Annotated in this window: 9 protein-coding genes and 1 pseudogene; 7 read left to right on the forward strand and 3 right to left on the reverse strand. The window is 63.0% G+C overall.

The window, feature by feature from the left end; all coding sequences use genetic code 11:
* Positions 1-183: 183 nt before the first annotated feature.
* The 4 genes and pseudogenes from QMK34_RS48170 to QMK34_RS44935 all read left to right on the forward strand — a co-directional run.
* A pseudogene (locus QMK34_RS48170) lies at positions 184-747 on the forward strand (DUF4407 domain-containing protein); the annotation flags it as partial.
* 93 nt (positions 748-840) lie between these two features.
* A complete protein-coding gene (locus QMK34_RS44925; protein ID WP_326420972.1) occupies positions 841-3,030 on the forward strand; it encodes a hypothetical protein in 2,190 nt (729 codons plus the stop codon).
* A 1,222-nt stretch (positions 3,031-4,252) separates the two neighbouring features.
* Positions 4,253-5,986, forward strand: coding sequence for an outer membrane protein assembly factor BamB family protein (locus QMK34_RS44930; RefSeq protein ID WP_326420973.1), 1,734 nt, complete (start codon positions 4,253-4,255; stop codon positions 5,984-5,986).
* A gap of 1,010 nt (positions 5,987-6,996) precedes the next feature.
* Positions 6,997-7,932, forward strand: a complete 936-nt coding sequence (locus tag QMK34_RS44935; protein ID WP_326420974.1) for a hypothetical protein — start codon at positions 6,997-6,999, stop codon at positions 7,930-7,932.
* Positions 7,933-7,981: 49 nt separating this feature from the next.
* Here the strand turns inward: QMK34_RS44935 and QMK34_RS44940 are convergent, their stop codons facing one another.
* Positions 7,982-8,203 carry a hypothetical protein gene (locus QMK34_RS44940; protein WP_326420975.1) on the reverse strand — a complete coding sequence of 74 codons (222 nt, stop codon included), beginning with the start codon at positions 8,201-8,203 and terminating at the stop codon, positions 7,982-7,984.
* 198 nt (positions 8,204-8,401) lie between these two features.
* On the opposite strand from QMK34_RS44940, the gene QMK34_RS44945 reads away from it, so the two are divergent.
* The 3 genes from QMK34_RS44945 to QMK34_RS44955 are packed head-to-tail and all read left to right on the forward strand — an operon-like array spanning position 8,402 to position 9,651.
* Positions 8,402-8,818: a hypothetical protein gene (locus tag QMK34_RS44945; RefSeq protein WP_326420977.1), complete on the forward strand. Its 417-nt coding sequence runs from the start codon at positions 8,402-8,404 to the stop codon at positions 8,816-8,818.
* Between the two features lie 50 nt (positions 8,819-8,868).
* A complete protein-coding gene (locus QMK34_RS44950) occupies positions 8,869-9,366 on the forward strand; it encodes a DUF6232 family protein (protein WP_326420978.1) in 498 nt (165 codons plus the stop codon).
* 3 nt (positions 9,367-9,369) lie between these two features.
* A complete protein-coding gene (locus tag QMK34_RS44955; RefSeq protein WP_326420980.1) occupies positions 9,370-9,651 on the forward strand; it encodes a hypothetical protein in 282 nt (93 codons plus the stop codon).
* 293 nt (positions 9,652-9,944) lie between these two features.
* Here QMK34_RS44955 and QMK34_RS44960 read toward each other — a convergent pair whose 3' ends face one another.
* Together QMK34_RS44960 and QMK34_RS44965 are read right to left on the reverse strand one after the other, a co-directional pair.
* A complete protein-coding gene (locus tag QMK34_RS44960; protein ID WP_326420982.1) occupies positions 9,945-10,358 on the reverse strand; it encodes a tyrosine-type recombinase/integrase in 414 nt (137 codons plus the stop codon).
* 445 nt (positions 10,359-10,803) lie between these two features.
* The gene (locus QMK34_RS44965; RefSeq protein WP_326420984.1) at positions 10,804-11,427 is read right to left on the reverse strand and encodes a CBS domain-containing protein; all 624 of its coding nucleotides are present in this window, start codon (positions 11,425-11,427) and stop codon (positions 10,804-10,806) included.
* Between the last annotated feature and the right edge of the window lie 976 nt (positions 11,428-12,403).

The raw sequence follows: 12,403 nt of genomic DNA on the forward strand, positions 1-12,403 counted from the left end.
TTCGCGGTCGTCCAGTCCTATCTGGACACCGCACACAAGTGGGGACTGGACAAGCTCGACGCGCTCCACCAACTCTTCACCACCGGCGCCTGGCTACCACCAGCACTCACCCCAGCTGAATAGCTACGAGCTGTCCTGTCACTCGGCGTCGGGCTGATCATCTCCCATGCGACGATTCTGTACATCTACCAGGACGACATCAACGCCCGAGTCACAGCCACGAACAATGACCAGGTCAAGGAGATCACCGCAAAAACCGTCGCCGCATCGTCCCACACTCCGGTCATCGACCAGGCAACCAAGCAGATCAGCCAAGACCGTGAGCAAATCGGCAAGGAAGACAAGACCTTCACCGACGCCTCACAGAACCTCGAACAGCTGAAAAAGAGCTGGGAGGCCGACCAGGTCTGCGTCAACGGGAACCACGCGGCCAACGGCGACATCTGCGGCAACGGGCCGGAAGCGACCACCCTGCGCAAGGCTTACGAAGACTTCCGAGACAGCAAATTCCCGACGATCCAGACAACTCACGACGATAACGTCAAAACACTGAACGGCGACATCGAGAAGCAGAACCAGACCCTCAACGACGCCAACGCCAAGCGCAACGCGGAAGTCCCGGCGGCGACGAACGCGGCTAGGAACAATCTGGGCCTGCAAGCACAGAACGACGCGTTGCTCGACGTGTTGACGTCGAACTGGACAGCCTGGTTGTGGCCTGCCTTCTTCATCCTTCTTGACATCGCCGTAGCTTTCATGAAGGCCGTGCTTCCAGAGTCGGCTTACGATCGCCGACGTCGCGCGCAGGCTCGACACCGCACGCTGGTCGACAACGCGCTCATGACCCCGTTACCTCCCGAAGGAGCCGCGGAACAGTTTGCCGCCGTACTCACAAAGGCCGCCGACCGTGAGGCGGAGGTCGCGATCGCCGTGATCGACGACCGTGCCGACCGCCAACTCGAGGCGATCCGCCACCGCACGGAACGTGCGAAGGCTTCACCGCCGACTCCGGGGCAACGGCGCTGGCCCAGCAGCAGGCGCACCCGGCTCGCGGTCACGGCCATCGTCGTCACGGTCGCGGTGGTCGTCACCACCGTCGTCACCAGCGGCGGCGACGCGCCCCGCGCGGCTGGCGATTCGAGCCAGTCCTTGCACCTCCGCGACGCCATGACTCTGACGGTTCCCGTCGGAGCGATCAGCGACGGTGCCGCCGTGTCCGCCGACTACGTCTCGCCGTCGCCGTGGCAGTACCACACCGCGGTGTCGTCGCCAGTCGAATTCTCCACCCCCGGCAGTGTCGTCGGCGCACCCCGCCTAAGCATCGTCGTACCCGAGAACCTCCAAGCGGCGGCCGCCTCCGGCGCGATGCAGCTCGCCTTCCGCTCGAACGATCCGTCCGGCTGGACCGAATACCCGATCGCCTACGACGCCGTTGCACACACGGTGAACGCCGACCTCAAGCACTTCTCGACCTGGCAGTTCTGGACCTGGGATTGGGTCAGCCTCGGCGCCAACATCAACCAGACTGTCGACCAGTTCGCCGGCCACCGCGCCAGTGAGCACGCTCAGTGCACCAGCGGTATCAAGCCTCCGAAGTGGTTCAGCTTCGCAGCCGGGATCACCGACGAGCCGGCCATGATCATCCGGTCTTGCCTGCAGGGTCACCAAGGCGACGACACACTCGACGTCCAGATCGTCAACAACCGGCCCTACGGGATGGAGCTGTCCTACAACGGGGCCCCGATCGCCTACGGCTGGCACCAGCCGGCAGCCTCAACGGCCGAGTCGTTCCGGAACCTCGTCGGCGATCTGAGCGTCTCCAGCGGGCAGGGCCTCTACTTGCCACCACTGTCCCGAGCTTCGATCGGCGTCAAGAACATAGGCGGCGGCAAGCGCCAAGTGTTTTCGATCCGCCCCAGCGGTCTGACCCTCACCGCGGACGCACTCCAGATCCTGACCGACAAGCTCCTCGACCAAGCCCTCGGCAAGACACTCGGCGCCGTGTTCGCCAAGAACTCCAACGACATCTTCACAGCAACGGCCGGGAGCAAGTGCACCAGAGCCCGGCTCGCGATCAACTCGAGCATGAACGCTGTCGACGTCACGAAGTTCATCCTCGGCGACGGCCGGGAATGCGTCGAAGCACTTCTAATCGTCCTCGGGAGGAACGAGGTCCAGAAGGGCTCCGGCATGGACATGGCCAAGATCGGCGAGTTCAGCACCTGGATCACCAAACTCAAAGGGGCGACCGCCGCCGCGTTGTGGACCGAAATCTTCGACAAATACGCCACCGCGGTCGACTACTTCACCGACAAGAGCGTGGAGATCAAAGAACTCGGCTTCGGGTTCAGCATCCTCGCCCACAGCAGCATCAGCGATCAGCCGGCACCTCCCCCGACGAGCACGCCGAAGCCGACCACACCCGCTCCGACCGCAACCAAAGCGGCACCACCGAAGCAGGCACCCACGACCACGGTGCAAACTCCCAACCTGCCCCCTGCGCGCCCTGCGCCCGTGACTACCCCGGCACCGACCCCGCCGCCGGCCCAGGAGGTTCGGGTCAACGCCTACGACAACTACGGACCGGTGACGACGGCCGGCTCGGCCATGTGCTCCGGTACTCCCTCTCGGCCGGAGTCGATGCCCGGTGGCACCGTCGCGCAGGAGTTCACCGTCGGCAGTGGCATCACCTACCTGGAGACAGCCACCGTCCAAATCGATCGGAACTCATCCATGGCCGTGCACGCCGCCTTGTCAGTGAACGGAGGCACCCCGGCCACCGACGACAGAACGCCCGCCGATGACACGACCTTCACCTTCGGGAGAGTTCCCGTCCACGCCGGTGACAAAGTAACCCTCACCCTCACCTGGTCCGGCACCGCCGGGAAGCTCGACACCATCTACACCACAGGCACCCCGCCGGGATCCCACCTCGTCATCACGAACACCTGCTCCGACTACGGCAGCCCACACAACCTCGACACCACAAGCACAGGTCTACGCGCGACCATCTCAGGCGTGAAGTCCTAGTCGACCTGCGTGACTTTTAGGTGCCCCACCGCGCAGGCCAGCAACAGCCCAGGCCAGGCCCGGTCCTGGCCGGTGATCGACATGAACCTGACGACGGTGCACACGTAGGCCAGCAGGCCACTGGGCAGCGAGTGCAGCGTGGGCCGGACTCCAAAGTCGCCGGAGGGCGTCAGGCGCGGGGCGGAGTGTGGCTGCTGGCTTGCCGCAATTCGGTCAGCCGACCAACTGCCCCTACAGCCGGAGACGCCGACGGCGACACAGCAAGTGAGGTCGGCGACGTGCTTGGCGCCCATGAGGTTTGGAGTTCTTAATCGTCGTGCGGTTCTGCTCCAGGTCGGCCTTGCCCTTGAGCAATGAGTACTTGATGGCCCGATCGAGGATCCGGTTGGCGACGTTGCTGCGGCCGAAGCGTGCCTTCAGCGCGCTGGAGGCGCTCAAGGCGGCTTGCCCTAGGACTCTGCCGCTTCTTCGGCCGTGCGGCAAACATCCGCAAAATAGGTCCGGACACCACTGCAGGTACACGTCGGCCGGACGGGGCACCGGGGTTGGCTTCCTGCACATCGTCCCGGACCCGCTACCACCGGATAGTGGCTATCTCGCTCCGACGACGCCGGTAAACAAGTGGCCAGTCCGGCCAGCGGTCTGGGCACACAGCTCGTATAGAGCGATGGCGGCCTCAATTGGGCAGGGAGTTGGCCGCGAGACTCTTAACCTGACTCGCGGTCACCGATTCCGCCCAGGTAGGTTCGGACAGGCTCAAGTCAGAGATCGACTCCTTGCGCGGTCTGATCAGCAACTTCCCGCTCCGCTGTGTCTAATAGCGGAGCGGGAAGTTGCATCCCGGAATCCGAGGAGCGCGCGATGGGCGTCTTGGCCCCGTTGAACGACGGGCCCCTGGGTGCAAGCCACCGTCTGAGCCAATTGCGGACCTGCTCCGCCTGCTCGCGACTGTGGCACATGGCCACAAAATCTTCTGCTTTTGTGGAACTCGGGTCCCAACCTCACGACGACCGCAAACAGTCGCTCAGCAGCGCTCGAGCATCATGCTCTCAGAACGCCCGCCACCTTTCATCCAGAGAAATTTGATCTTTCAGCTCGCATCAGCGGCACTTCGGTGACAGTCGGGTCTCGTTTGCCAAGCCGCCGGTAACGCGACGCACCTGAGTCGCGACCATAACGCTGTGAGTCTGTCGATATGTGACACCCGGAGGTACGACGCGAAATGTTTCTGCCAGAAGAGGCGATCGAACGTCTGCTCACGCAAGTGAAGGACATCTCGAGCGGCATACTTGACGGATTCAGCGACTCCATGATGGTCACACTATCCCAGCTGGTGGCCGACCATGCCGTACTCGGACCTCTGTTGCACGCATTCAAACTGACACCGACGGATACCTCCTCACAACATATACTGAAACAGAACATTGAACGAGAGCTAGTCGAGGATGCGGCATTTGCTACTCAGTTTCACAGGATCGTCATTTCCGTTCGAACCGACTACCATGGCGAAAACGAGAGCACTCAGCACGTCCTGATCGGTCGCGATGCCAGATCGCCCAAAACTTTCTCCGCAGGCGGACACCTAGTCAATGGCAACTTCAACCACATCGGCGATCGCATTCGCAATATCCACAAAAGCAATGGCGGCAAGTTAGGCATTGGAATCAGCCTGGCGATCATCGTCGCCGTCGTCATTCTGCTCGTCGCACTCACCTCTTCCGCTGATGGAAGCGACCCTTCGACTACCCCATCGTCGGCCGCGATACCTGCGGCCTCGAGCCCGACGGGGACGCCAGCCAGTTCCGAAGCTGGCGATCCACTCCCCGAACTTCCCACAGGAACGGAGTTCTACCGCCCCACCTCTGGCGAAGACTTCGTTTCCGGAGGACAGGTGCTCGGCGTGATGGACGAGAACCCGCCACAGGCGCCAGTTTTTCGAGCGATAGACATCCGGACAGGTAAGCAGCACCCGGGTTTTCCCGTACCGACCGAGGCCAGTTCCGGCGGACCAGGAACCCACATCAGATGTGCCTTCACCGTGGTTTCGCGCCAGGACGGCATGAATATGCTGCTCACGGTCGACCGGATGCAAACGCCAGCAGAGGGCACCGTCCCCTCGACCGAGAAGCAGAGTCTCGTAGCGCTCAACGCTCTGTCCGGCGAACCTCTGTGGACCGTCGATTCTCGAACAGTCGAGCGCCCCGACAGCCCAGTGGCGATACCTACCTCCGGGTGCCGACTCGACCCTGCGTCCACCCTCAGGCCGTCCAACGTGTGGTTCTCCTCAGACAGGCTGCATGCTCTCGTAACGTTCGGAACGGACCAAAACGTCGTAGTCGACCTGCAAGACGGCGCCCATCGCGAAGTTCCCGAAGGAGCAGTCTTGCTCGGGAACTGGGTCCTCGTCCCGGTGAGCAAAACCTCTGACGGGTCATACGATCCGAGGTACCTCGACGTCGTCAACCCGTCCGACGGCACCAACGCTGGCCGCGTCGACGATCGGGTAGCCGCGATCTTCGTGAAGCAGCTATCAGCGTCACCTGACGGCGAGACACTGTTGAACACAGCCGCGAATCCCGACGAGATCGCTTACAGCCTGCCGACCGGCAAGGCTCTTTGGAAAAGCTCACACAGCAAAACTGGACTTATCGACGGTGACGTCACGAATACTGCCATTATCGACGGTACGACTGGCGGCGGAGCATCGAGCGGACAGAAGCTTCTTGCATACTCGGTTAGATCTGGAGACAGGTTGTGGAATATTTCGAACCTGAACGGCTACTGTGGCAAATTCGCCAATAGGGCGTATGTGCTTGCCAATGGCCAACTGGCAACGCTCGACCTGGCCAGCGGCAAGCAACTTGCCTACGATCCAACCGTCCAGAAATGCCCGGAAATCCAGGACGGAGTCATGAGTCAGAATACTCCTACAGGCGTGGTGATCATCAGGCTCTGAGCTGCTAATATCCAATCGATGCACCCCTGAATCAGACCGCATAGGAACCCTTGTTGACAACACAACACTTGAGCTGAAATCGAGGCAAGTTTCCACCAGATCACCCGATCAGGTGAACTGCGACGCAGGTGACACTTCAAGCAAACCGGTGACTTCCGCTCGTCGCGCCGCGATGTCTACCTCGACCAGCGGCAGTGCCCGCGGAAGTGGACGTTCGAACCACGCCGTTCCATCGTTCACCAGGACGCGGCGAGCTGCTCGGGCGAAAACACCGTCGCGCATCACCCATCCGTTCACGCCCACGTGACCAGTATCGCCGCGCAGCCACGGCCACTCGTATCCGCGACGCGTCCAACTGGAGACCGACGGCCAGATACACTCGTTGGGCAGGTCGGCATGGCCCACCCCCTTCGGCCTGCAGGCCGTGGATCAGCCAGTTCTAGTCGCACGCCCGTGTCGTGCCCGGGAACTCGGCCTCCGCGCTGAACTCCGCCTGCGCGAACCAGCGGCGTTCAGCTCGTTCCTCCGGGATACCGATGGATTCCTGCAGTGGTGAGCGCCCTATCCGGGCATGGTGACTCATCCGTCGGATCCGCTCATGCCGCCGAGCGGTCGTTCAGGAACGCGGCGGCCCAACGAACCGCGTAGCAACCCGTTCAGCCAGATTCCAAAATTTGACCGCGGTGGTCCCCCGAGTTGTTACCTTTCTTGGTCTAATTATCACCTGGACGACACCAGTGCTCCACGGATACGTTCCTGCGGCATCGAGTCGGCATTTCTTGTAACGGACATCCGTCGCTGGTCGACTTTGCATCTGACGACCATCATCCGAGCGCACCTCGGTCCTCTTGCATAGAAAGTGGTGGGTGAGCTGCCATGAGGTGGCTAGTTTTTGGCAGGTTGACCCTTCCGGCCCTTGTTGCTGACATGCTGACGCGGTGCCGAAAATGGATCATGTAACCACCGAGGTCAGGGATGAAATTCGCCGTCTCCGGGTAGGACGTGGTGTCATGGCAACCAATCTGATCGATAGGATGGGCTCGCACCTGCGCGCCTGGTGCGGTGCGCAACGCGACCCCGTACAGCTTCGGTCCGTACTGGTCCAGCACATCCTGGCCTGCGCGGGCGCCCTCTCCGACGATCGTCAGGATGCCCTCGCCATCAGCTTGGCCATCGACAGCGATGTCGAGCACCTGGTCAAGTTCCAGGATCGCGTCGATCACTTGGCCTTGCGGCTGGCGGTCAGTCCCAGAACGACACTGCGTCGGATCAACGACGCCGAGACAGAACTCGCCGCTGAGATCGCCGCCGATTTGTCCGCGACCACGGCCGGCGGACACTTCGTCCAGTCCTACTACGTCAGCAAGTACCAGGCCATCGTCGACAACACCGGAGCTCACGCCGATCCGGCGATCGTGGTCGTCCATCAGGAGCGCGAAATCGTCTGCATCCAGGACGGACTCGCAGAGCTTCCGATCCGCTTCCAGCTGCCGGACCACCCGGACACCCCTGAAACGCAGTTCTCGGCCCGGGTTCAACACGGCGGCCGGATACGGTCCCAGCGGCGGCTCTCTCCTACAGGCTTTGAACTTGTTCTCAGCCTGCCGTCGACGATGGCTCGACGGGAGTCCCACCGATTTGGGCTCAGCTTCACCTTTCCTGCTGGTTTAATTCGCGCTCACCACGTGATCACCGGTGAAGTCTCGATCCGCCAGTACCGATTGATCGTCAAGTTCCACCCCGACCACCAGCCGACCTGGATCAGGAAAGTTGAAGGGGAGGATATTCGAACCCTTGACGCATTCGCTGGCAGACCCGCAGCTCCATATGGAGCGATCCAACTCGACGCGGTTGGTGAAGCACTCCTGGACTTCGACCGCCTCAGTCCGCACCTGGCCTATGGCGTCCAGTACTGCTGGGCCGCCCCGCCAACGGGTGGCCGGTGACCGCCGGCCGGGTGGGCCCGCGGAATCCGCGGGCCCACCGAATGATCCCTCAGCGACGGCGCCGTGGCCGCGACGAGGGGCGACCGCGCCAGTGGGCGACGCCCGTAAGAAGGGCCTTGACGCAGTTTACGGCCAACGTCAGCGCCGCCCGGCACAACCTGTCCAGGTCGGTGGACAGCAGTACCAGCAGAACGCCTGTGACAACCAGAAAGACACCGAAGTTGCCACCCGTTCCGGCGGCCAGCAAGGGATAAGCAGTCTTGAATTCCATAGTTTCACCTCGTACGTCGAATGAATCGGACGAGGCAGAGAATTAAGTCTCAAAGGGTGTCCGCCCTTTCCCGTGCGGACACTTCCGCGTTTGCGGCAGTTCAGCGGCGCGTCCCGGCGTCCGAGCAGTCGGACACCGAGACAGTCGAGGATGCCGCCAGGGATCGAAAGGGAGGATCGGTCAGTGAAGGACTCAGGCGTGCCGCCCGAGGAGCTGCTGCGCGACTTCCGGCAGTTGTTCACCGCTCAGACGAAATCCCTCAGGGCGCTGGCGACGGCGTCGCACGTCGGTGTGGAGACCATCCGCGGTTGGAAGGACGAGAACCGATTCCCGAAGAGCGGCGAAGACTTCCTGGAAGTGGTGAGAACATGTCTGAAATTCCCCAAGGAAGGAGCGCCCGCCCCGCCGTGGCGCCTCGAAGAATGGGCGATCCGCTATCGCGAGGCAAAGTGGTTACGGGACAACGAGGCGGACGATCGGCGCCCATCGAAGCCGGTGCCCATCCTGCCCGGCCGACAAGAACCGTCGGTGCAGGTCTACGACGGTGACTACGTCGTCGGGTCGAAGAACTCCGTTCACATCGGAGACGTGAACCACCACCTCGGCCCCCAATGACAACAGAACGGCGATCCGCCGTTCTGGAACTAACAACCAGAGGAGCATCTGTGGACAGCAGCGAAATCAGGATCAACAATGGGGTCCTGTGGATCGACAGCGAGGCCTACCCACTGCGGAACATCTCCCGCGTCGGTTCTCGATGGATCGACCCGCAGCCGATCAAGGCGGCCGCGGTGAGAGCGTTCATCATCCGTACTTTCATCTGCTTGATCGTCGCGGGCATCGTGGGAACGGGTTCCGCAGCCGGCGGCGTGATCATCTTCTTGGCCGGCATGGCAGTGCTCATTTGGCGTCTGTCCTTGGCGCTCAAATTACAGCCGATCTATGGGCTGGTTCTCAACACCTCGGGTGTTCAGCAGGACGCGGTCTGGAGCTACGAGGAGGACGAGGTGAGGAAGCTTGTCGTCGCGATCACCGAAGCGATCGGTCACCCGGACACGGCTCAGATGATCCTCAACCTCAACCACGTCGTCGGCGGCGATGTCATCCAGCAATACGGCTCCGCGAGCGTCGGTAAGCAGGTCGGTGCCGGGGCCGGGAGGTGATCGATGACCAGCGACGAGCAGTTCCGCGTCGAGAACACGAACCACGTCCGTGACGGCGATGTCATCCAGCAGTTCGGCGCCGGCAGCATCGGCAAGCAGGTGCACACCGGCGCCGGCGACAACGTGCTGCACAAGAACGGACCGGTTTCCCCGGAGACCGTCGTCGTCCAAGACGGCGACTACGTCGCCCAGGACAAGACCACCAGCCATCGCGGCAATGTCAGGCACCATGTTGGGCAACGCCCCGATGCCCACGAAGCTGCTCGACCAGAAGACGAGCAGTAAAGCGCGTTGGATGCTCTCCCACGTCCCTCCGGTTCGGCCCTCAGAGGCTGACCGGAGGGAGGTGGAACTCCAGTCGGGGCGTCGGACTTGCTCGGTAGTCGTTCGGGTCATCGGTAGCCCTGGCGATTCTCGCCGTCGCCGGGGCGCTCGCACTGCGCATCCTGGTCATCCGAGGGTCCGAGACGACTTCAACCGGCGAGTTGACCTACTCGAGGTCCAACTCCGGCGTCCCGCAGGGACGGCGTGGCAGCCGCGATGGCCTTGCGAGTAATACGTTCCGCGCGCGTCTGGAGTTAGGCGGCCGACCTCATAGGGCATGCCTGACGGGGGACGATGGCGGCGGCGGCTTCCGCGCTGTCGCGGACCAGTTCTGGCAGGACGTGTGCGTAGGTGTCGCCGGTGATGGTGATGCTGGAGTGGCCGAGCAGGTCTTGGACGACTTTCAGGTCGGCTCCGGCGGCGAGCATGAGCATGGCGGCGCCGTGGCGCAGGTCGTGCAGCCGCACCGGCGGGAGTCCGGCCGCGGCGACGATGGCGCAGAAGACGTCGCTGACGTAGGCGGGGTGCAAGAAGGTGCCGTCGGGGTTGGTGAACACGAGCCCACTGTCGGTCCAGTGCTCGCCGAGGGCCAGCCCGATCCGCCTTTGTTTCGCCTCGATTGGTTCCGAGAAGTTGCAAGCGAATGCAGATTTGCTGTTTGCCGTCACGTGGAAGGTGCCACTGTTGTGTGTAACTGATCAGGTTGGATTTTCGGCCGAGGTGGGCGGTGGTGCTTAATTCCAGCAACGGTTCATGGTGGCCGTCGAGCGTGACTTCGACCTTCGGCGCGTCGGCATCCATGCCGGACCAGGCAGCGTAGACCGCGACTGTGCGGCAGTAATTCAACCTCACGGCAGATCTGGTCAGCCTCAGTTTCCTGCCGCCCCAAACTATGAACAATCTGTTGGGCGGCGCCGTCACCTCGATCACGGCAGCGGCGCCTATGCCCCACGTTGGTCGGCTAAGGCCACCTCGATCGTCCCATCGCCGCCTGCGGGATTCCCCTGGACACACCGGTTCCGGCTAAACGAGCTGCACACCTACCAAACCTACGAAGAGTGCGTAGGAGGGACATTACGCAAGCATCGGCCGTTGGCGCGGTGGGACGCGATGTCACTCCTGCGTCTGCAGGCACGTCGCATGCACCTGAGTCACGCCGGGCACCGATTCGGCCAGAATCGTCGCGACGTGCCGGTCGGTCTCGTTGTCGAACTCGTCACCGATCTCGACCACGCCCCCGGCCACGGCAATGGTCCAGCGACCCGGTTCCCCGTACTCCGCCAACCGGTGACGCACGTCCGCGGCGATGGTCCGGTCGTCCCGGGCGATGACCCGTACCAGGTCACGCCGCGTGATGATGCCGACGACGCGGGAGCCATCAACGATCGGCATGCTGCGCAGGCGGCTGTCCAGCATCGCGATCACCAACTCGACCACATCGGTACCCGCACCCATCGCCGTGACCGGCGTGGTCATCACCTCACCGACCGACATGGCCGGGCTCCGGGTCGCGTCCTCGCTGTTGTCCGGGTCGGAAGCGTTGTGATACCGGGCATCGCGGGGAAATCGATCACGCAGAAGATCGGCTTCGGTGACTATGCCGATCAGGCACTCATCGTCGTCGACGACCGGCAACGCGGTGAATCCCTTGTCCGCCAACATGCTCGCTGCCTGTTTCACCGGTGTTCCCGGCGTCACCGTGATCACCGGGACACTCATGAGGTCGCGTACTCGCATCGGGCCCCACCTTTCTCGATCGGAGACTGCCGACGCTAGACGCCGCGGGCGGTGAACTCTGTGGTCCTTGGTCCCCGGACACCGGGACCTCTGTCACCCCCTGCCCCGGAGCAAGTGGTGAGGTCCGCTCGTGAAACAGCTCGGAACTGTGGCGAGATTCGGCCGGACTGTGACCTTTCGCACCCGGCGTTCGACTCGCACTCGCGGAGCCGCAACACTCTTCCACGGGAAAGCCGTACGCGTAAAGAACACAGTGACCTGGGCCGTTCTCACCCTGGGACTCCTCACGGGCGGCTGCGCGACCGCCGGACCGGCTCCGGTGGCACCGAGTGCCTTACCGGCTAGGACATCCGTTGTAGCCCCGCCAGCTGCAGCGATCGTCACGACGCCTGAGCTGTCTGCGCCCACCACCACGACACCGCCAGCGCCATCGAAAACGACGGTCAGTCCGAATCACTGTGGTGATCACGCCTACTGGAACGCGAAGAAGTCAGGTGACCCCGGAGACTATGTGAAGGCCTGCGGTGTGTGGCCTTCCTGGATCGACCGGGGAGACACCCCCTGCCTCCGCGGTGAGAAGAAATGCAGTGTTCGTAAGAGCACGGTCAGGCAGCCGCCCACTGCGGGTTACGAATGCCGCGATGGGGACGAGTCGAAATACCAGGTCTGCGCGGGACACGAGGCTTGGGTCGACGGCCAGGTGGAGTATGCGAACTGCGTGGACGGCGGGGGCAGATGGGACGTCGACGAACAGCGCTGCGTGCGCGAGTGACGTGCGGGCGGGCGATAGCCGGGCACCACTACGAGACGGCCGGCGGGCGGTCTTTCACCCACCGCGTGACGTGCTCAGCGGCGTGCGTGACCGCCTCGGGCAACGTGGCGAACACGTGGCCACGGGCGAGAATCGGGGCCAGGGTGCCGACGGTGGCCAGAAGGCGGGTGTGCTCGGGGGTGGCGCCTTTGAGCAGGACGGTCA

Origin of the sequence: Amycolatopsis sp. H20-H5 (genome assembly GCF_035828755.1) — a bacterium.
Taxonomy (GTDB): domain Bacteria; phylum Actinomycetota; class Actinomycetes; order Mycobacteriales; family Pseudonocardiaceae; genus Amycolatopsis.

What these genes read in the sequence shown, in the direction of transcription:
- QMK34_RS44955 (WP_326420980.1), top strand. Translation starts at nt 9,370, where the DNA reads ATGACCAGCGACGAGCAGTTCCGCGTCGAGAACACGAACCACGTCCGT.
- QMK34_RS44940 (WP_326420975.1), bottom strand. Translation starts at nt 8,203, where the DNA reads ATGGAATTCAAGACTGCTTATCCCTTGCTGGCCGCCGGAACGGGTGGC.
- QMK34_RS44925 (WP_326420972.1), top strand. Translation starts at nt 841, where the DNA reads ATGACCCCGTTACCTCCCGAAGGAGCCGCGGAACAGTTTGCCGCCGTA.
- QMK34_RS44935 (WP_326420974.1), top strand. Translation starts at nt 6,997, where the DNA reads ATGGCAACCAATCTGATCGATAGGATGGGCTCGCACCTGCGCGCCTGG.
- QMK34_RS44965 (WP_326420984.1), bottom strand. Translation starts at nt 11,427, where the DNA reads ATGCGAGTACGCGACCTCATGAGTGTCCCGGTGATCACGGTGACGCCG.
- QMK34_RS44930 (WP_326420973.1), top strand. Translation starts at nt 4,253, where the DNA reads ATGTTTCTGCCAGAAGAGGCGATCGAACGTCTGCTCACGCAAGTGAAG.